Raw genomic sequence first — 18,482 nt, 5'->3', positions numbered from 1 at the left:
GGAGCGCCCCAGGCCGCCGCGCGCGATCACGTCCCGCTTGGCGTAGCCCTCGGCCCATTCGAAGTGTGGGGCCCGGACGTGCCGGGCGACGTCTCGCTGGTCGGGTTCGACAACGTGCCGACGGCCGGCTGGGTGAGCCGGGACAGCACCGCCGCGCCGCGCTGACCGCTACGCCCCCGCGCCCGGTCAGCGCCGGGGCACGGTGGGGTGGTCATCCTCGGCTGCCGGACGCGCTCCGGGCGGTGCCACCGTGGGGGCCGCAGGGCGAGCAGCTCGGCACTCAGCTGTGCCGCTCCGTCAGCCGCCAGGCGAGCGGCCCCAGCCCCCACTGGTCGAGCAGCACCCGTGGATCCCGGCCGCCGGCCCGCCACGCCGAGGGCGCCAGCCCGAAGCGCAGCCGGAACCGTCGGGAGAAGTACAGCGGATCGTCGAACCCGACGCCGCGGGCGACCTGGGCGACGCTCAGGTCACTGCGGTTGAGCAGGTCGGCGGCGAGGGCCAGCCGGACCAGCTCCAGCGCGACGCCCACCGAGGTGCCGTACCGGGCGGTGAACGTGCGGGACAGGTGGGCCGGTGACGTGGCGCAGGCCCGGCCCAGCTCGGTCAGGGAGACCGGCCGTGGTCCGGTGGCCCAGACCACGGCCACCGCGTCGAGCAGCCGGTCGACCGGCCCGTGCTCCACCGGTGGCGGCTCCTCGACCGGGCCGTGGACGAACAGGTCGACCACCGCGCCGACCACCTGCGCCACCCGGGGATGGGTGGCGCCGTGGTGTCCGCCCAGCCAGAGCAGGTAGCGCAGCAGGGCGTTGATCGGATCCTGGTCCGTCAGCCGGCGCCGCCACGGCCAGGCGACCTGGTCGGCGTCGACCGGCAGGGTGAAGTGGACGTAGCCGTGGCGGGTGGGCCGGCGGGTGCTCCACCGGAACTCGTCGTGGACGCCCGGCCGGGCGAGCACCAGCTGACCCGGGCGCAGCTCCAGGTCGCCGCGGTGCCCCGCGTGGCGCCAGCTCCACCGCGCCTCACCGGCGAGCAGCCAGACCAGCTCGAAGTCGGTGAGCAGCCGGGGCCCGTAGCGCGAACCGGGCGGGTAGCCGACCACCGAGGGCCCCGCCCTGACCACCACCTCGGCGCCCGCCCACATCAGGATCGTCCATGCCCGGGGCAGGAAGCTCCATGGTCAGGTAGCCGGTACGGCCAGCATGCTTGCCGCATCTCCGCGAGCCGAGAGGAGCGCACCATGGCTGCCATCATGGCGTCATCCATCTCCCCCGCCCAGCGCGAACTGGCCGGGCGCTTCCACACCGACGGCTACGTCGTGCTCCCCGACGCGCTCGACGCGGCCGAGGTACGACGCCTGCGCCACGAGGCCCTGCGCATCTGCCGGGGCGAACGCGGACCGGTGCCCGGCCTGCGCCCTGCCGACCCCCTCGACTCCGACGAGGAGGTGATCCGCCGGCACGCCTGCGTCCACTTCCCGCACAAGCTGTCCCGCCCGATGCACGAGATGCTGGCGCATCCGGCGATCGTCCCGGTCCTCACCGCCGTCGTCGGGCCGAACGTGAAGGCCATGCAGTCCATGCTCTTCACCAAGGGCGAGGGAAGACCCGGCCAGGCCTGGCACCAGGACGAGTTCTTCATCCCCACCCGGGACCGCTCGCTCACCGCGGCGTGGATCGCCCTCGACGACGCCACCGTCGACAATGGATGCCTCTGGGTCCTGCCCGGCTCGCACCGGCCGGGTGTGATCTATCCGGACCGCGAGCACGACGACGCCCGCTTCGACTGCACCCGCGAGGCGTACGACTTCCCGTTCCGCGACGAGGACGCCGTACCGGTGCCGGTGGCCGCCGGCTCGATCGTCTTCTTCAACGGCTACCTCCTGCACCGGTCACTGCCCAACCGCAGCCCGCGCGGCCTGCGGCGGGCCCTGGTCAACCACTACATGAGCGCGGAGTCGCTGCTGCCGTGGTTCGTGCCGCCGGCCGGGACGCACATCGGCAAGTGGGACTACCGGGACGTGGTCATGGTCGCCGGCCGCGACCCCTACGCCCACAAGGGATATTCCGACGCCTCGGCACCGCTGATCCGGCCCGACCGGGACGGCGGTTGCGCCCGCTAGCCTTCGGCGCGCTCCGGGCCGGCGGCGGGTTCCACCCCGGTAACGAGCGTGCCGGAGCGATTGGCTGCCCCGGGGTCGACGATTAGGGTGGGCGGCACCCTTTCATGCGGCGCCGAGGTGACGTGGGTGCGGGATGCCGGCATTCGTCGGGCGGGAAGTGGAGTTGCGGATCGCCGCCGACGTGGTCCGCGCGAGTCCGGCCGTGCTCATCGTGGCCGGCCCCGCCGGGGCGGGCAAGACGACCCTGATCTCCCGGGCCCTCGCCGATGCGCCGGCGCCGATCGTGGCCGTGACGTGTCCGGCGCTGGACCCGTCGCCGTACGCCCTCGTCACCGACATCCTGGCGGCGGTGGGCGGCCAGGGCGGGCGGGGCCCGCGGACCGGGTCGGCGGTGCCCCCCGGCGGCTCCCGGCCGGCGGGCGTGACGTCGACGGCTCCGGGCGGCGGCGGACACGCCACGCTGCGGCTGCTGCGCGAGGCGCTGCTGGCCACCGGGGCGCTGACCCTGGTGGTGGACGATCTCCAGTACGCCGACGAGCGGTCCCGCGAGCTGCTCGGTTGCCTGGCCGCCGCCCCACCGCCCGGGCTGCTGCTCGTCGTCGCCTACCGGTCGGAGGAGGTGCGGACGCCGGTGTTCGGCCGACCCTGGCGTCCGCCCCCGACGGTCCGCACGGCGGTGCTGGAACTGCCGCCGCTCGGCGCGGCCGAGGTGGCGGAGCTGGCCCGGACACTCACCGGTCGCCCGGTGACGGCGGCCGTCGCCGCCGAGCTGCACCAGCTGACCGCCGGTAATCCGCTGCTCGTCGCGCAGCTCTGTCAGACGCTGGAACCGGGGCCGGCCGACGCCTCGACGGCGGGGGAGGGCCTGCGCCTGCCGCCCACCGTCCCGGTGCCGTTGCCGGTCCGGGAGCTGTACGCGGCCCGGCTGGCCGCCCTGCCCCCGGCGGCGCGGCAGGTCGCGCGGGTCGCCGCCGTGCTGGAGGCGCCGGCCGGCGAGCCGACGCTGTGCCGGGTCGGCGGGCTCCGGGAGGGCGCGGTCCGGCACGCCCTGCGCCACGCCCTGGACGCCGGTGTGCTGGCGGAGGTCGCGGTCGACCGGTACGGCTTCGCCAGCGGGCTGGCCGCGCTGGCCGTGTACCGGACGATCCCCGGCCCGGAACGGCGTCGCCTGCACCTGGCGGCGCTGCGGGTACTCGACGACGGCACCCCCGACCGGCCGCTGCCCGAGCTGCTGCGGCACAGCCGGGCGGTGGGCGACCCCGACCGCGTGCTGCGGTTCACCGAGGCGTTGGCGGACCGGGCGGTCGCCGCCGGAGAAACCCCACGGGCCGTCGGGCTGCTGCGCGAGGCGCTGGCCGACCCGATGGTCACCGGGCCGGCCCGCACCCGGCTCGCGCTGAAGCTGGGCCGGGTGGCGCTCACCGGCCTCGGCTACCGCGAGACCCAGGCGCTGCTGGAGCAGATCCTCCAGGACCCGCACCTGCCGGCGGGTAGTCGGGGTGAGCTCCGCCTCGCCCTGGGCCTGTTGCTGATGAACCAGGCCGGGCTCGCGGAGCGCGGCTGCGCCGAGATCACCCGGGCGGTGGGCGAGCTGCGCCGCCGGCCGGCGCTGGCGGGGCGGGGCATGGCGGCGCTCGGCATGCCGTACTGGGGCACCCGACACGTCGACGAGCACCGCTGGTGGGTGGGGCAGGCGGAGCAGGCCGCCGCGCGCGGCCGCGACCCGGCCCTGTCCACCGCGGTCTTCGTCAACCGGCTCTCGCTGCTCGCCCAGCTCGGCGAGCCGGAGACGTGGTCACTGGCCGAACAACTCACCGGGCATCTGGACACGGTCGGGCAACGCCAGCAGGTGGCCCGCGCCTACGGCAACCTGGCCGACTCGTGCGTCTGGTTGGGCCACCACGAGCGCGCGGGCCGCTACCTGCGGGAGGCGCTGCGGGTGGCCGCCGACGCGGGCGCCTCGTACCAGGCCATCTCCGCGCGGGCCAGCGGCCTGCTGCTGGACTACGCCACAGGCAACTGGCACGGCCTCGCGGAGCGGGCCGCCCAGGTGGCGATGGAGGCCCGGGACATGCCGCTGATCGCCGGTGACGCCCGGCTGGTGCTGGGGAGGCTGGCCATCGCCCGTGGCGAGTGGGAGGAGGCGGCGCGGTACCTGGACATGCCGGTGCTGCGCAGCGCGGCCGACGGCTCCGCGCCCCAGGTCGCCGCGGCCGCCGCGGCCCACACCCGGGTGCTGCTCGCCCAGGGCGTCGACACGGTCGCGGCCCACGCGCTGAACGCCCTGGACACCGCGCGGGTGAAGGGGACCTGGGTCTGGCACGGGGAGCTGGCCCAGGCCGCGGTCACCGCCCTGCACCGGTCCGGGCACCTGGACCAGGCACGCCGGGTCGTGGCCGACCTCCGCGACGGGACCGCGGGCAAGGACTGCCCGTACACCGCCGCCACTCTGCTCATGTGCCGGGCGTCGGTGGCCGAGCAGGCCGGCGAGCTGGTCGCGGCGGGCGATTGGTACCGCGCCGCCGAGGCCGCGTTCGCCGCCCTGCCGACGCCGTACGACGCGGCCCAGGCCGCCGAGGCGTCGGCGCGCTGTGCCCTGGCCCGGGGCGAGCCGGCCGCGGACGGGCTCGTCGCCGCGGCGGAACGCTTCGCCGCCCTGGGCGCGGTCTACGACGCCGCCCGCGCTCACCGGCTCGCCCGCAGCCACGGTGCGGCCCCGGCGCAGCGGCGGGGCCGGCGCGGGTACGGCGTCGGGCTCTCCCCCCGGGAGCAGGAGGTGGCCCGGCTGCTCACCCTGGGGCGGACCAACCGGCAGATCGCCGAGGTGCTGTTCCTGTCGCCCCGCACGGTGGAGCATCACGTCGCCAACGTGCTGCGCAAGCTGGGCGCGGATTCCCGGCACCGGGTCGCGCTGCCCGGGCATTAGATAGGTACCCCTACGTACCGATGCCCCGATTGTTCCTCGCAGTGACGGACGTGGATGGTGTGGGGACGCGGCCGCGTACCCCGTCCCCTTCATCCGCAAGAAGGAGCAACCGTGCGACCCACGAAGCTTGGGGCCTGTCTGAGCGGGCTCGCGCTCGCCCTGGTCCCGATGGCGACGGCGACCCCCGCCCACGCCGCGGAGAGCCCCCGGACCACCTACATCGTCACCCTCCGCGACGGGGCCGCCGACCCCGACAAACTCGCCGCGGACCAGGCCCGCCGCCACGGGGGACGCGTCCAGCACGTGTACCGGCACGCGCTGAGCGGCTTCGCCGTCACGCTGCCGGACCGGGCCGCCGAGGCGTTGCGCCGCGACTCGCGGGTCGTGTCGGTGCAGCGCGACCAGGTCGTCACGATCACGGCGCAGGATGTGCCGACCGGCATCCGACGGATCTTCGCCGACGACAACGCCAACCTGAAGCTCAACGGCACGGCCGACTACGAGGCCGACGTCGACATCGCGATCATCGACACCGGGGTCGACGCCGACCACCCGGACCTCAACGTGGTGGAGCGCACCGACTGCGTGAACAAGACCTCCTGCACCGACGGCGCCGGCGACGACGGCAACGGTCACGGCAGCCACGTCGCCGGCACCGCAGCGGCCATCGACAACGGCATCGGCGTGGTCGGGGTCGCCCCGGGGGCCCGGATCTGGTCGGTCCGGGTGCTCGACAACGGCGGCAGCGGCCAGCTCTCCGGCGTCACCGCCGGCGTCGACTGGGTGGCCGCGCACGCCGACGAGATCGAGGTGGCCAACATGAGCCTCGGCTGCGACGGGTGCACCGACAACGCCCTGACCACCGCCCTGACCAACGCGGTCGACAAGGGCGTGGTCTTCGCCGTGGCGGCCGGCAACAACGACAAGGACGCCAAGTCGTTCTTCCCGGCCAACCACCCCGACGTCATCACCGTGTCGGCGCTGGCCGACTTCAACGGCGAGCCGGGCGGCGGAGCGGCCAGCACCTGCCGCACGGACACCGACGACACGCTCGCCGACTTCAGCAACTTCGGCGCCACCGTCGAGATCGCCGCGCCCGGCGCGTGCATCTACTCCACCTACAAGGACGGCGGGTACAGCACCCTCTCCGGCACCTCGATGGCGTCGCCGCACGTCGCCGGGGCCGCCGCCCTGCTCGCCACCGGCGACAACGACCCGACCGGCCGGGACGAGGTGGAGGACATCCGGGAGAAGCTGCTGGAGACGGCCAACACCAACTGGACCGACGAGTCCGGCGACGGGGTCAAGGAGCCGCTGCTCGACGTCAGCGACGAGAAGAGCTACCCGGCGCCGCCGCGCGACCCCGGCCGCCCCACCGCCGCCTTCACCGCCGCCTGCTCCAACGACAACACCACCTGCTCCTTCGACGCCGCCACCGCCACCGACTCCGACGGCACGGTGACCGGTTACGCCTGGGACTTCGGTGACGGCAGCACCGGCACCGGCCGGACCGTCTCGCACACCTACGCCAAGGCGGGCTACTACAGCGTCAAGCTCACGGTGACCGACAACGAGGGCAAGACCGACTCGGTACGCCGCCAGGTGAAGGCCGGCGACGTCCCGCCGACCGCCGCCTTCGACGGCTTCTGCCAGGCGCAGACCTGCACCTTCAACGGTGACGACTCCACCGACCCCGAAGGCGACATCGCCGGCTACTCGTGGAACTTCGGCGACGGGACCACCGGCAGCGGCGAGAGCGTCCGGCACACCTACACCAGCAACACCTTCAAGCGGTACCAGGTCACGCTGACCGTCCGGGACAGCCGCGACCAGACGCACAGCACCACCCGCCAGGTCACCTGCTACCCGCACATCAGCACGCCGCTCTGCTACGGACCGTTCTGACGATCGGCTCTGCCACGGACCGTTCTGAAAATCGGCCGCCGGCGGCCGGGCACCCGCCCGGCCGCCGGCGACGCGGTGACGAGCCCGCGTTCGTGTCGCACGACTGGTCCGGCACTCGCGTGCCGGATGCCCGCGACTGAGGCTTCCGGCAGTCGATCACGGCGCGGGGCCGCCGCCGGGCCAACCCCGCCCGATCAGCGCGGGCTCATCCCCAGCCTCGCCCGCGCCCGGTCACCGCCAGGCGCGCGGCGTGGGCGACCCGGGCCGCGGCCCGGTCGCACCGGGCATCCTCGGTGGCGCTGCGGTGCCTGGCGGACGGGTAGGTGGTGGAAAGGGGGGAGCCAGGCATACCGTGCCGGACCTACGTGCGCGGTGACCGCCGCTCGGCGGAGGCGGTCACCGCGAGGGCGGGTCTTACGCGCCTCAGGTCGCCGTCAATCGCAGCTCCTTCCTCGGTCGCTGCGGTCGACTGTTGCGTGATCTGACCGCCGGGAAGGCCCGGTGGCCGGACGGCACCCGCCACAGCGGGTGCACGGTGGTGCCGTCGGGGAGCGCGAAGGGATCGCGGGCGACGTAGCCGTGCCGGGTGTAGATGGCGGCCTCGACGGTGGTGGTGGCCTCCGCGTAGGCGGGCAGCGCGACCCGGTCCATCCGGATCAGACTGGCGGCGAGCAGGGCGGACGCGCGGGCGGGTGACGAGGCGGCGAGGAACGCCAGGTGGTTGTGGGCCTCGGTGGGGCGGTGGGCGTTCAGGATCAGGTCCAGGGTCTGGAAGCGATCCACATGGCGACCGCAGGCCGCCTCGAGGCGCTGGCGGTAGTTGGCCGGCGGCGGGAGGGGGCGGTAGCGGTGGAACCAGACAGCGGCCGCGCTGCGGTCGGCGAGGAGGAAGACCTCGCCGAAGAGCAGGGCGTGTTCGACCCAGATGCGGGAGGCGGCGGTCAGGACGGCACCTCGTCGGTCCTCCTGGGGCACGAGCCAGGCGCCGAGGGCCGAGGTTCGCAGGGAGGTGGCGACGAGGTCAGCCGTATCGGCGATGTCGTGCCAGCGGGCACGGATGGTGGGCACTGCGTCTCTCATGGTGGATCTCCTGTGACCAGCGATGTCCCCGGTGGGAGCGGTTGCTCTCCCGTCGGGCGAAGGTGTGCGCTGAGGCCGCGTCGTCCGCCTCGGGCGGGCCGGCGCGCGCCGGCCGCTTCGGCGTGAGATCGAGGCGGCGGGGGACACCGGGCAACGCGGTGACCGGGCGTGGGACGCCCACGGATCACCGCAGGGCGGTGTCGCCGTGAAGGTGCGCGGGGCGATGCCGGTGCTCGCCGTTCATCCACGGCTCACCGAAGCGTCGCCCGAACGGTGATCGGCGGGGCGCGCGCGACTCGACGGGTCGGGTCGCGGCTGCCGGCCCGGGCGTGGGCCAGCCGTCACCGCGGGGGTGAGGGTCAGGCAGGTCTGGTGCCGGGCTGCGGCGATCGTTGCGCGTACGCGTCGCACCGGGACGGGACGCAGCGCCCGGATGTCAGCTCCGGCATCCACGGTCGGGGCGAGATGTCCGCCGCGGCGCCGTGGCCGGCGGCGGCGGAGCTGGTGGCACTGCCGGCGGAGCCCGCCGCCAGGACGCCGACGCCGGCGACGTGCACGGGACCGGTGTCCACGTCGGCGGCCGCGTCCACATCCGCCCGGTCGCCGCCGAACTGCCGCTCCGCCGCGGTCCGGTGAGGCGTGGCCGGCGAGGACACCGCACGGGTGGGGTCCAGCACCGCGGCGCGGACGGGGTTGGCGGTAGCGCCTGGAACGGTGGTGGTGGGCACGGCAGCGGGCGGCCCCGGCGGCGGAACCACCGGGTCACCGGGCGGGACCACCGGGTCGCCGGGCGGGATCACCGGGTCCACCGGGTCCACCGGGTCCAGTGGGTCCACCGGGTCCGCCGGCGGGCCGAGGATCGGCCGGGTCACCTCGAGCACCGGCGCGAGTACGGGGTCCAGAGTCTGGAGGATCGGCTCGGCGACCGGGCGGACGACCGCGTCGACGGGGGCGAGGAGTTCGTTCCGGGTGACCTCGCGCAGCACCGGAGTCGCGGCGTCCACGACGGGACGCGGCACCCGCGCGACCGCGTCCACGACCTTGGTCAGCCCCGGGCCGGCTGCCGCGTCCACCGTGCGGCCGGCCGGCGCCGTCGCCGGCGACAGGTCGACGCGCGGGACCCGTACGACGGGGTGCGGCTTGACGCGGGCGGGTGGCCGGGCGTCGGCCGGCTTCGTGGACTTGGCGGCCGGCTGGCGTACCGGTTCCGGCCGGGCGGGACGGGGAGCGACCGTGGCCGCCGGTGCGGGCGGGGCGCTCGGGGGCGCGAGGAGGCTGTCGACGACTGCCCCGGTGCCGCCCAGCAGATCGCCGACGATGCTCGGCTGCGGCTCGGCGGCGGCCTGCGCGGCGTCGTCGGCGAATGTGTCGTAGGCGCCCCAGGTGGCGATCGCGCCGCCGAGCAGGAGCAGTCCCCGCACCGTCGCCCGGGCGAGTCGAGGGCCGCGACACCGCATCCCGGGCACCCTCCCGACTCCTCCGCCTGCACAACTGGCAACAACCGCTGATTGTTGCCGCACGTGCGCGATCGGTCACCTTCCGACACGCGGGATTGGCGTCATCCGCACAACGACCGACGTTGCTCTTGCGCGTCGCGCGCATCGCCGTCTTTACGGTCGGCGCGGCGTGGGGCCGGACAGGGGTGCGGGCCGGGTCCCCGCTCGGGGGTCCCCGGCCCGCTCCGTGCCGCGGTCGGATCAGCTGGAGTAGCCGCGTTCGGCGATCCAGTCGGCGACCTTCTCGTCGGTCATCCAGTAGTGCTTCTCCGGGTCGTACGGGTCGGCGATCTTCAGGACCTCGCCGCCGTCCCGGTATCCGACGATGCTCGTGTAGTGCCCGGCCGGGAACGAGTGTCGCTCGCCCTCGGTGTCGACGGCGGTCCCGGTGGTGTTGGCGACCACGCCGCGCCGGGCGTCGATGGCCTCGACCACCTCGGTGCGCAGCTTGTCGACATCTTCGGGGCGGGCCGTCGGGCCCTCGATCCGGGTGGTCTCGTAGCCGCCGCCGGTCACCTCGTTGAGCACGCGGGTGGTGTCGTCCGCGGAGTTGGTGCCGTCGGTGGTGGTGCCGAGCTTCTTGGCGACCTCGCGCTGGGGCAGGGCCTTGCCCTGGGTGGAGAGCGCGATGCGGGTCGCCGCCGGTGCGCAGTAGTACTCGTTGGGCTGCCTCTGGTAGTCGTGCGGCAGCACCCGCTTGTCCTCCTCGCCCGCAGGCGGCGGGGGCTGCGCCTGAGGCTGGGGCTGGGGTTGCGTCGTGATGGCGGGGCGGCTGTCGACCGGGGCGTCCGGCGTGGTGATCGCCGGACCGGCGACGGCGCCGCCGGTGAACACCAGACCGGCAACGGACAGGGCACTCTTGCGGAATAGCGAGTTCATCGTGAAGCTCCCATCGGGTTGGCTTCCCGCGCTGTCGACCGTCGGTTACCCGACCCGGTTCCGCGAAAACGCCGGGAGCATACGCGGGTCCGCGAGGAGGCGGAGACGGTTTCGCGCAATCCCGCCCCGCAGGTCCCGGGTCTGGCCCGGCGTCGGCTTGGTCGGCGGTGGGAAAGGTGTCGTACCTGTCGCCTGCGGGTGCGGCGTCCCGATGCGCCGTGCCCTCTCGGGGCGGTGTCGCCCCTCTGGGGCGTCTCCGACCGGTCGGGAGCCGGCTGGCCCGGTGTCCGGTTGCGTCCCGGCGTACCTCATCGGGGTGAGTGGGGTGCGTACCGCGCCGCCGCGGGTGTCGTCGCCAGGATGATCGGCGGTCGTGGGGGTCCGGCGGCGCTGCCGCGGTCCCGACGTACCTTTCAGCACGCGAAGGGCCCGGGCCCGGTCGAGGGAGAGCGAAATGCCGACGTCCCCCTACTCCGACGACGCGCGACGTGCCAGGGAACTGCCGAAGGCGCCGGTGCCGCCGGTGGCCCGAGGACCGGAGATACCCGAGGCCGGGTACGTCGTGGAGGAAATCGCCGACGGTGTCTTCTGGGTCTCCGAGGGCATGTACCAGATGATGTTCGTGGTCACCGACGAGGGCGTCGTCGCCGTCGACGCGCCGCCCACCCTCGGCCACAACATCCTCCGGGCGATCCGCGGCGTCACCGACCGTCCGATCACCCACGTCGTCTACAGCCACCAGCACTCCGACCACGTCGGCGCGATGTCGGTCTACCCCGAGGACGTGCCTCGCTACGCCCACCGCATCACCGCCGAGCGGCTCGCGCTCCTGAACGATCCCCATCGGCCCCGGCCGACGCGTGTCTTCGACGACACCCTCACCATCGAGGCGGGGGACCACAGCCTCCAGCTCGACTACAAGGGGCCGAACCACGCCGAGGGCAACATCTTCGTCTTCGCCCCGACGCAGCGCGTCCTCATGCTCGTGGACGTGGTCTTCCCCGGCTGGGTGCCCTTCTCGAACCTCGCGATCTCGGCGAGCGTCCCCGGCTTCGTCACGGCACAGGAGCAGGCGCTGGAATACCCCTTCGAGAAGCTCGTCGGCGGGCATGTCAACCGGGTGGGCACCCCGGACGACGTCAGGACCCAGATCGAATACCTGGACGACCTGCGCGGCACCACGGAGGCGGCGCTCTCCTCGGTCGATCTGCCGGAGATCATGGCGCCGGTCGACCCCCGGAACGTCTGGGCCGTCTTCAAGGCGTACCTCGACGCGGTGGCCGCTCGCGCGGCGGACGAGATGGTGCCGCGATGGGTGGACCGGCTGGGCGGTGCGGACCTGTTCACGCTGCCGAACGCCTGGTCCATGGCGGAGGCCCTGCGCCTGGACTACGGCCGGATGGGCCCGTTCGGCATCGCACCCTGACCGTCCGGCTCCGCGTGCTCAGCCGGCGGACGCCTTCCTGGCCCTGCGCAGCCCGAGCAGGGCGACCAGGGCGAGGAGGATGACGGCGACGGAGTACTCGTTGGCGGTCTGGGGGAGGCCGCCGCCGTAGACCACGAGGAAGCCGGCGATGACGGTGGGCAGGCCGAAACCGACGTAGCAGATGATGTAGAGCAGGGAGAGCACGCTGGCGCGTTCGTGCGCCTCGACCAGCGGCATGACCGTCTTGAGGGCGCCCTGGAATCCGCCACCGAAGCCGACGCCGCCGAACGCGAGGCCGACGAAGAAGGCGGGGATGGATTCGACGGTGACCGACACCACCGTGATGATCATGCCGATGATGAGTGCGGTGATCGCGGTGAGCATGACGGTCCGCGCGGCGGCGTTGCGCAGCAGGAGGATGGCGATCGTCCCGAACAGCGAGAAGACGAAGACGACCAGACCACCGACCACGATCGAGGTGTTCATGAGGGCGCGCACGAGCGCCGGGCCGAGCGCGAGGAAGAAGCCGGCCAGCGCCCAGACGGCGAAGACCACCGGAGCGACGACCAGGACCGGACCGCGCGCGGCGCGGGGCAGCCTGACATCCGGTCGCAGGCTCCGCAGCGCTCCCGCCATCGGCGTGACCGTCTCCCGCATCAGCACGACCCCGATGCCCTGGATCGCCAGGATCACCAGCAGGACCACGTAGACCAGCCGCGTCGGCGCGGGCAGGAACTGGATGAGCAGCGCCGAGAGCAGGGCGCCGAAACCGGTACCGATACCGGGAGTGATCGAGTTGGCGAGCGTGCCACGCACGCGGTTGATGTCGAGCATGGCGGCGCCGACGGCGCCGGTGGCGGCGCCGGTCGCCAGCCCCTGTACGACGCGGGCCACCAGCAGCGCTGCCACCCCGTTGGCGAGGATGAAGATGACCAACGAGAGGGCCTGGACCGCGATCGTGACGAGCAGGACCGGCCGCCGCCCGAGATGGTCGGAGAGCTTGCCGAACGTGAGCAGGGAGGCCAGCACCGCGACGGCGTAGACGGCGAACACCACCGTCGTCGTGGTCGGCGAGAAGTTCCAGCGTTCCTGGTAGATGCCGTAGAGGGGGGTCGGGGCCGCCGACGCGGCGACGAAGGACACGAGGATCGAGGCGAGCAGGAACAGGGCGACTCCGGGCGAAAGGCGTCCCGGTGCGGCGGTACTCATCAGAGTTGCTCCTCGGGTGTGCGGCATGCCGAGGCCCGGCGAGGTCGACCTGACGGGCCGCAGCGGACTACCCGGTGCGACCCCTCGCACGCGACCCGAATCGGCTCGGCGGCACCCGGTTCGCCCAACGGGTCGGGTCCGGCCCGGCGGTGGCCGGCGCGGGACCACGTCGCCCTCGGCGTCGGGCCCCGCGCCGGACCGCTGGGTCAGGCCGTGGCCGGGGCCGGGGTGCCGACGCGCCGACGGATCAGCGCCGTCGCGGCGCCGATCAGGGCCACTGCGGCGCCGAGCAGCAGGACGGCGTCGGCGCCGGGCGCCGAGAAGCCGCCGGTCCGGCCCGCCGGCAGCAGGCTGGAGGCGACGGTGACGCAGACCGCCACGCCGAATGCGGAGCCGACGTAGCGGGCCGTGTTGTTGGCGCCGGAGCCCATCGCGACCCGGTCGGCCGGGACGCTGGACACGGCGAGCCGGGCGAGTGCCGCGTTGAGCAGCCCGCTGCCCGCCCCGGAGATGAGCAGCCCGGGGATGGTACGGATCCAGGAGTGCGCACCGGCGTAGCCGAGCATGGTCAGGTAGCCGGCGGCGGTCAGGGCGAAGCCGAGGGCGAGTTGCCGGCTGGGCGCGGAGCGGGTGCCGAGGTGGCGCATCTGGTTGCTGACCACGAACGCGGTGCCCGCCCAGACGAAGGCCAGCCCGGCGGTGCCCAGCGCGCTGAGGCCGACCAACCGCTGCACCAGGGTCGGCAGGACGGTGCTCGGGCCGAGCGCGGCGAGTCCGGTGAAGAACGCGCCGATGGTGGCGATCCGGAAGTCCGGCCGGCGGAACAGGGCGAGGTCGAGCATCGGTGCCCGGCCGCGGGCCTCGATCGCCACGAAGGCGGCGAGCAGCAGCGCCCCGAGCGCCAGCGGGATCAGCACCGCCGGCCGCAGCCAGCCGGTGCGTCCGGCGGTGACGGCGACGAGCAGCAGCGACAGGCCCGCGCCGAGGGTCAGCACCCCGGGTACGTCGATGTGGGCCATCCGATCGGCGCGGGACTCGGGGAGCAGCCGGCCGCCGAGCGCCGCCAGCACCGCTGCCAGCGCCGCGAGGACCAGGTGGGACCAGCGCCAACTGCCGAGGGCGGTCAGCGCGGCCGCGACGATCGGCCCGAGCGCGATGCCGGCGCCGAGCATCGACGCCCAGCGGGCCGTGGCGTGGGACCGTCCGTGGTTGCTGTGGAAGGCGTGTCCGAGCAGGCCCAGCCCGGCGGCGAGGATCCCGGCGCTGGCCACGCCCTGGAGCACCCGGGCGGCGATGAAGAAGGTGGCGTCGGGGGCGACGGCGGCGCCGACCGTGCCGGCGGCCAGCAGCGTGAGGCCGACCCGGAATATCCGGCGTCGTCCGAAGTCGTCGCCGAGGCTGCCGGCGACCAGCAGGGTGGCCGCGAGTCCGAGGGTGATCGCGTTGATCAGCCAGGTCTGGGTGGTGAGGTCGGCTCCGAGGCTCCGCGCGGTCTGCGGCAGTACGGCCAGCGGCGCGGTGTAGTTCATGAGCACGAGCAGGGTCGCGGCGCAGACCGCGAAGAGGGCCCGGGAGCCGGAGCGGGTCGCCTCCGGGACCGGGGCGTCGGCGGACGGTGGGGTGACGCCGGCGGATGTCGACATGCGGAATGAGCCTCTCGGTTCGGTGAATGAACCGAGGCTAGCAGGAATGGTTCGTTGAATGAACCGACCGGGGGTAGGATCGCCGTGTGGCACTGGGGAAGAACTACGAGGGGCAGAACTGCTACCTGGCCAGGGCGCTCGAACTGGTCGGTGAGCGGTGGACGCTGCTCGTGATCCGCGACGCCTTCTACGGCGTACGCCGCTACGGTGACTTCCTCGGCCACCTGGACATTCCCCGGGCCGTGCTCGCCGACCGGCTCGCCACCCTGGTCGAGGCGGGCATCCTCGAACGCCACCGCTACCAGGACTCCCCGCCCCGCGACGAATACCTGCTGACCGAGCGGGGCACCGAGCTCTGGTCCGTGATCTTCCCGCTGATGCGGTGGGGCGAGCGGCACTTCTCCACCGGCGAGTCGCTGCGGACCTTCCGGCACGCCGCCTGCGGCACCGAACTCGACCCGGTGAGCCGCTGCCCGGCCTGCGGTCTCACCGACGTGGCCCCCGGCGACATCGAGGCCGACACCGGCCCGGGGGTACCCGCCCAGCCGCGCCAGGACCCGGTCAGCGTCGCACTGCGCCGACGCCCGCACCGGCTCCTCCAACCGCTGCTCTGAGCCGTTGGAGCGGAGGTCACGCCCCTGGCGGGCTCAGGGGCCGGCCTGGCGGCGTCGTTCCCGGTGCGCGGCCACCACGCTCCAGCCGATGGAGGTCGAGAGGGTCAGCACCACCACCAGCAGGGTGAGCCAGAGCGGCAGCTTTCCCACCGGCGTCTCGGCCAGGATCAGCTTCGTGCCCGCGAACGCCAGAAGCACCGCCAGGCCGTAGCGCAGGTAGCCGAAGTGACGCAGCAGCCCGGCCAGGCAGAAGTAGAGGCTGCGCAGCCCCAGCACGGCGAACGCCGTCGACGTCCAGACGAGGAACGTGTTGGTGGTGATGGCCAGGATCGCCGCCACGGAGTCGATCGCGAAGACGATGTCGGTCGCCTCGATCGCCACCAGCGCGAGCAGCAGGAGCGTGGCCCGGCGCCGGCCGTCGATCCGTACGACGAACCGGCTGCCGTGGTAGTGCGGCTCGGTCGGGACCATCCGCCGGAAGAGCCGGACCACGACGTTGCGCTCGGGGTCCACGTCGGGCTCGCCGCGCACCGCCAGGCGCCATCCGGTCCAGATCAGGAAGGCTCCGAGCACGAAGCCGGCGACGGCCAACCGGTGCAGCAGCTCCGCCCCGGCGAAGATGAAGACCAGCCGGAACGCGAGCGCCCCGACCACCCCCCAGAAGAGCACCTTGTGCTGGTACTCGGCGGGTACCCGGAAATAGCCGAACAACAGCGCGAAGACGAAGACGTTGTCGATGGAGAGGGCCTTCTCCAGCAGGTAGCCCGAGTAGTACGCGATCGCCGGCTCGCCGCCCCACCCCAGCCAGACGACCACGCCGAAGGCCAGTCCGGCGGCGACCCAGACGCCGGTCCAGATCAGCGCCTCGCGCAGCTCGATCACATGGTTGTCGCGGTGGGAGAGCACGTCCACCGCGAGCATGACGGCGATGACGGCGCCGATCGCCGCCCAGGCCCAGAGCGGGGCCGCGAACGTCCCTTGGTCCATCTGGTGCCCCTCCGCATCCCACCGAGGCATGGCCGGCGGCTGTAGCCGCCGAGGCAGCCGGATCAGGCAGGCGGCTACTGCGAGCGGAGCAGCCAACGAGCCGGTGGTGTCCGGTCGACGCGACGCAGCGCCGATGATCGTAGCCAGCCGGTGGGGGCGGACGAGGCGGTTGCGGCGCCGTCGTCACCCGTCCGGGGGCCGTCCGGGCAGGCGCGCGGGTGCGGCGGCGGGCCTGGCGGCCGTTCGCGGCCGTCGTCTCGGCTACCGATCCTGGTCGTGGATCGCGCCCAGGAGCGCCGGGGGTAGCCGGGTGCTCGCGCCGAGGACCTCCAGGCCGACGACGTGGCCCTCGACGTCGAGGTCGAGGACGAACATGCCCTCAGCGGGGTCGAACGGCACGACCCGCTGTACGGCGCCGGGCGGCAGGGGATGGTCGAGATAGAGGTAGGCCGCGTCGGCGACGCTGTCGTAGGTGCAGACCAGCGTCACCCGTGTCTCCTTGTACATGTGCGTCAGGCTGGCACAGGTACGGCCCGCGCCACCCCCTCAGGTGGCGACGTTCTCCAGGGCCTTGGCGAGCGCCTTGAGGTCCAGGCCCGCCAGGTGGTCGAGGAAGTGCCGGCGCACGGCGGCCACCTGGGTGGGCCAGGCCTCCTCGAGGCGGGCGAAGCCGGCGTCGGTGAGGACGGCGTTCCAGCCGCGGGCGTCCTCTTCACACCTGACCCGCTGGACGAACCCCTGCCCCTCCAACTTCTGCACCACGCGGGTCATGCCGCTGAGCGACATCTCGCAGGCGCTGGCGAGTTCGCTCATCCGTAGCTGCCGCTCGGGGGCCTCGGAGAGGTGCATCAGGGTCAGGTAGTCGATGGAGGGGAGCCGCTGCTCGCGGACCATGTAGGCGTCAAGGGCGCGGGGCAGCGCGTAGATGACGCGATTGAGGGTCCGGACGAGGGCTTCTTCGTCCGGGCTGAGTGGTTGCACCCCTTCCGGGGCTGATTTCGGTTCAGGTGTGATGGTGGACATGACCCCAGCCTACTTGCTTGACGAAGGAAATGCACGGTCTATAGTTGCGACGTCAAGCAAGGATGCCCGTGCCGGGTGTTCTGTCGCCAAGGAAGGAACCACAGATGGCCAGGATCGGAATCATCATCGGCAGCACCCGGCCGGGGCGTAACGGCGCTGCCGTGGGCCAGTGGGTGTACGACGTGGCTTCGCAGCGTACGGACGCCGAGTTCGAGCTCGTCGACCTGCTGGACTACAAGCTGCCGCACCTGGACGAGATCTACCCGCCGTCGATGGGCCAGTACCAGCAGCCGCACACGCTGGAGTGGGCCAACAAGATCGCCTCGTTCGACGGGTTCATCATGGTGACCCCGGAGTACAACCACTCCACCTCGGGCGCGCTGAAGAACGCGATCGACTTCCTCTACAGCGAGTGGACCAACAAGGCCATCGGCTTCGTCAGCTACGGCTCCGTGGGCGGTACCCGGGCCGTGGAGCACCTGCGGCTCATCGCCGGTGAGCTGATGATGGCCGACGTGCGCTCCCAGGTGGCCCTGTCGTTGTTCACCGACTTCGAGAACTTCAGCGTCTTCAAGCCCAACGAGCACCAGCAGGCCGCCCTCACCACCACGCTGGACCAGGTCGTGGCCTGGAGCAAGGCCCTCGCGCCGCTGCGCAACAAGTAGTCACGCCACCGTCTGGCCGGACCCACGCGCAGCGTCGCGCGTCCCGCCGGGCTCGACGGTGACGGAATCGAGAGAGGCCGCCCCGAGCGGCGGTGCCTGGCGTCCCTGCCAGGCACCGGCACCGCTCGGACCGGCCTCTCTCGCCATCCGGGTGTGGCAACGCCTACCACCAACCGCTCGCAGGGGCGAGCGACGGCGACGATGAGGCAGGGGAGTCAGATGCAGTTCGGGATCTTCGGCGTAGGGGACCTGCAGCGCGACCCGCTGACCGGGCGGACGCCCTCTGAACACGACCGGATCAAGGCGGTGGTGGAGTACGCGAAGCTGGCCGAGGACGTGGGCCTGGACGTCTTCGCGATCGGCGAGCACCACAACCCGCCGTTCATCCCGTCCTCGCCCACCACGCTGCTCGGGTACGTCGCGGCGCGGACGAACCGGATCCTGCTGTCCACCTCCACCACGCTGATCACCACGAACGACCCGGTGAAGATCGCCGAGGACTACGCGATG

General features: G+C 73.2%; 16 protein-coding genes. 7 read left to right on the top strand and 9 right to left on the bottom strand.

The annotated features are described in order from the left end of the window. Positions 1 to 280: 280 nt before the first annotated feature. Positions 281 to 1,141 (bottom strand): helix-turn-helix transcriptional regulator, encoded by an 861-nt coding sequence (locus V6U79_RS24830; RefSeq protein WP_334616011.1) that lies wholly within the window; start codon positions 1,139 to 1,141, stop codon positions 281 to 283. Positions 1,142 to 1,237: 96 nt separating this feature from the next. Between V6U79_RS24830 and V6U79_RS24825 the strand changes: the two genes are divergently transcribed. The 3 genes from V6U79_RS24825 to V6U79_RS24815 all read left to right on the top strand — a co-directional run bounded on the left by V6U79_RS24825 (position 1,238) and on the right by V6U79_RS24815 (position 6,950). Further along, the gene (locus tag V6U79_RS24825; protein ID WP_334616010.1) at positions 1,238 to 2,119 is read left to right on the top strand and encodes a phytanoyl-CoA dioxygenase family protein; all 882 of its coding nucleotides are present in this window, start codon (positions 1,238 to 1,240) and stop codon (positions 2,117 to 2,119) included. Between the two features lie 133 nt (positions 2,120 to 2,252). Further along, complete coding sequence (locus V6U79_RS24820) at positions 2,253 to 5,045, top strand: LuxR C-terminal-related transcriptional regulator (protein ID WP_334616009.1); 2,793 nt, start codon at positions 2,253 to 2,255, stop codon at positions 5,043 to 5,045. Positions 5,046 to 5,156: 111 nt separating this feature from the next. Then, positions 5,157 to 6,950, top strand: coding sequence for a S8 family serine peptidase (locus V6U79_RS24815; protein WP_334616008.1), 1,794 nt, complete (start codon positions 5,157 to 5,159; stop codon positions 6,948 to 6,950). Between the two features lie 423 nt (positions 6,951 to 7,373). Here V6U79_RS24815 and V6U79_RS24810 read toward each other — a convergent pair whose 3' ends face one another. The 3 genes from V6U79_RS24810 to V6U79_RS24800 all read right to left on the bottom strand — a co-directional run bounded on the left by V6U79_RS24810 (position 7,374) and on the right by V6U79_RS24800 (position 10,405). Next, positions 7,374 to 8,030, bottom strand: a complete 657-nt coding sequence (locus V6U79_RS24810) for a hypothetical protein (RefSeq protein WP_334616007.1) — start codon at positions 8,028 to 8,030, stop codon at positions 7,374 to 7,376. A 359-nt stretch (positions 8,031 to 8,389) separates the two neighbouring features. After that, positions 8,390 to 9,487, bottom strand: coding sequence for a hypothetical protein (locus tag V6U79_RS24805; RefSeq protein WP_334616006.1), 1,098 nt, complete (start codon positions 9,485 to 9,487; stop codon positions 8,390 to 8,392). A gap of 240 nt (positions 9,488 to 9,727) precedes the next feature. Continuing rightward, positions 9,728 to 10,405 carry a C39 family peptidase gene (locus V6U79_RS24800; protein ID WP_334525044.1) on the bottom strand — a complete coding sequence of 226 codons (678 nt, stop codon included), beginning with the start codon at positions 10,403 to 10,405 and terminating at the stop codon, positions 9,728 to 9,730. A gap of 454 nt (positions 10,406 to 10,859) precedes the next feature. On the opposite strand from V6U79_RS24800, the gene V6U79_RS24795 reads away from it, so the two are divergent. Next, the gene (locus V6U79_RS24795; RefSeq protein WP_334616005.1) at positions 10,860 to 11,831 is read left to right on the top strand and encodes an MBL fold metallo-hydrolase; all 972 of its coding nucleotides are present in this window, start codon (positions 10,860 to 10,862) and stop codon (positions 11,829 to 11,831) included. An 18-nt stretch (positions 11,832 to 11,849) separates the two neighbouring features. Here V6U79_RS24795 and V6U79_RS24790 read toward each other — a convergent pair whose 3' ends face one another. Together V6U79_RS24790 and V6U79_RS24785 are read right to left on the bottom strand one after the other, a co-directional pair. Then, positions 11,850 to 13,040: an MFS transporter gene (locus tag V6U79_RS24790; protein ID WP_334525040.1), complete on the bottom strand. Its 1,191-nt coding sequence runs from the start codon at positions 13,038 to 13,040 to the stop codon at positions 11,850 to 11,852. Positions 13,041 to 13,246: 206 nt separating this feature from the next. Then, on the bottom strand, positions 13,247 to 14,683 hold the full coding sequence (locus tag V6U79_RS24785; RefSeq protein WP_334616004.1) for an MFS transporter: 1,437 nt from the start codon (positions 14,681 to 14,683) through the stop codon (positions 13,247 to 13,249). A gap of 86 nt (positions 14,684 to 14,769) precedes the next feature. Between V6U79_RS24785 and V6U79_RS24780 the strand changes: the two genes are divergently transcribed. Beyond that, positions 14,770 to 15,297, top strand: coding sequence for a winged helix-turn-helix transcriptional regulator (locus V6U79_RS24780; RefSeq protein ID WP_334616003.1), 528 nt, complete (start codon positions 14,770 to 14,772; stop codon positions 15,295 to 15,297). Positions 15,298 to 15,330: 33 nt separating this feature from the next. Here the strand turns inward: V6U79_RS24780 and V6U79_RS24775 are convergent, their stop codons facing one another. The 3 genes from V6U79_RS24775 to V6U79_RS24765 form a co-directional block, all read right to left on the bottom strand. Next, positions 15,331 to 16,284 (bottom strand): TerC/Alx family metal homeostasis membrane protein, encoded by a 954-nt coding sequence (locus V6U79_RS24775; RefSeq protein ID WP_334616002.1) that lies wholly within the window; start codon positions 16,282 to 16,284, stop codon positions 15,331 to 15,333. Positions 16,285 to 16,545: 261 nt separating this feature from the next. Beyond that, entirely contained in the window at positions 16,546 to 16,791 is a 246-nt protein-coding gene (locus V6U79_RS24770; protein WP_334616001.1) for a DUF2283 domain-containing protein, read from the bottom strand. A 39-nt stretch (positions 16,792 to 16,830) separates the two neighbouring features. Continuing rightward, entirely contained in the window at positions 16,831 to 17,307 is a 477-nt protein-coding gene (locus V6U79_RS24765) for a MarR family winged helix-turn-helix transcriptional regulator (RefSeq protein ID WP_334525026.1), read from the bottom strand. A gap of 104 nt (positions 17,308 to 17,411) precedes the next feature. Here V6U79_RS24765 and V6U79_RS24760 point away from each other — a divergent pair, with 104 nt between their 5' ends. Next, positions 17,412 to 17,972, top strand: a complete 561-nt coding sequence (locus V6U79_RS24760) for an NADPH-dependent FMN reductase (protein ID WP_334525023.1) — start codon at positions 17,412 to 17,414, stop codon at positions 17,970 to 17,972. Between the two features lie 219 nt (positions 17,973 to 18,191). Then, positions 18,192 to 18,482: LLM class flavin-dependent oxidoreductase (locus V6U79_RS24755; RefSeq protein ID WP_334616000.1), on the top strand; the 291-nt coding region annotated here is incomplete at its 3' end.

The organism is Micromonospora psammae, assembly GCF_036902725.1.
In the GTDB taxonomy this organism is placed as follows: Bacteria; Actinomycetota; Actinomycetes; order Mycobacteriales; family Micromonosporaceae; genus Micromonospora.
The sequence above is the reverse complement of the archived record's forward strand: the minus strand, read 5'-3'. Positions and strand labels throughout refer to the sequence as shown.

Bases quoted from the DNA above. Each gene is read 5' to 3' on its own strand.
- V6U79_RS24830 (WP_334616011.1), bottom strand. From the start codon at position 1,141: ATGTGGGCGGGCGCCGAGGTGGTGGTCAGGGCGGGGCCCTCGGTGGTC.
- V6U79_RS24825 (WP_334616010.1), top strand. From the start codon at position 1,238: ATGGCTGCCATCATGGCGTCATCCATCTCCCCCGCCCAGCGCGAACTG.
- V6U79_RS24820 (WP_334616009.1), top strand. From the start codon at position 2,253: ATGCCGGCATTCGTCGGGCGGGAAGTGGAGTTGCGGATCGCCGCCGAC.
- V6U79_RS24810 (WP_334616007.1), bottom strand. From the start codon at position 8,030: ATGAGAGACGCAGTGCCCACCATCCGTGCCCGCTGGCACGACATCGCC.
- V6U79_RS24805 (WP_334616006.1), bottom strand. From the start codon at position 9,487: ATGCGGTGTCGCGGCCCTCGACTCGCCCGGGCGACGGTGCGGGGACTG.
- V6U79_RS24800 (WP_334525044.1), bottom strand. From the start codon at position 10,405: ATGAACTCGCTATTCCGCAAGAGTGCCCTGTCCGTTGCCGGTCTGGTG.
- V6U79_RS24795 (WP_334616005.1), top strand. From the start codon at position 10,860: ATGCCGACGTCCCCCTACTCCGACGACGCGCGACGTGCCAGGGAACTG.
- V6U79_RS24790 (WP_334525040.1), bottom strand. From the start codon at position 13,040: ATGAGTACCGCCGCACCGGGACGCCTTTCGCCCGGAGTCGCCCTGTTC.
- V6U79_RS24785 (WP_334616004.1), bottom strand. From the start codon at position 14,683: ATGTCGACATCCGCCGGCGTCACCCCACCGTCCGCCGACGCCCCGGTC.
- V6U79_RS24775 (WP_334616002.1), bottom strand. From the start codon at position 16,284: ATGGACCAAGGGACGTTCGCGGCCCCGCTCTGGGCCTGGGCGGCGATC.
- V6U79_RS24770 (WP_334616001.1), bottom strand. From the start codon at position 16,791: ATGTACAAGGAGACACGGGTGACGCTGGTCTGCACCTACGACAGCGTC.
- V6U79_RS24765 (WP_334525026.1), bottom strand. From the start codon at position 17,307: ATGTCCACCATCACACCTGAACCGAAATCAGCCCCGGAAGGGGTGCAA.
- V6U79_RS24760 (WP_334525023.1), top strand. From the start codon at position 17,412: ATGGCCAGGATCGGAATCATCATCGGCAGCACCCGGCCGGGGCGTAAC.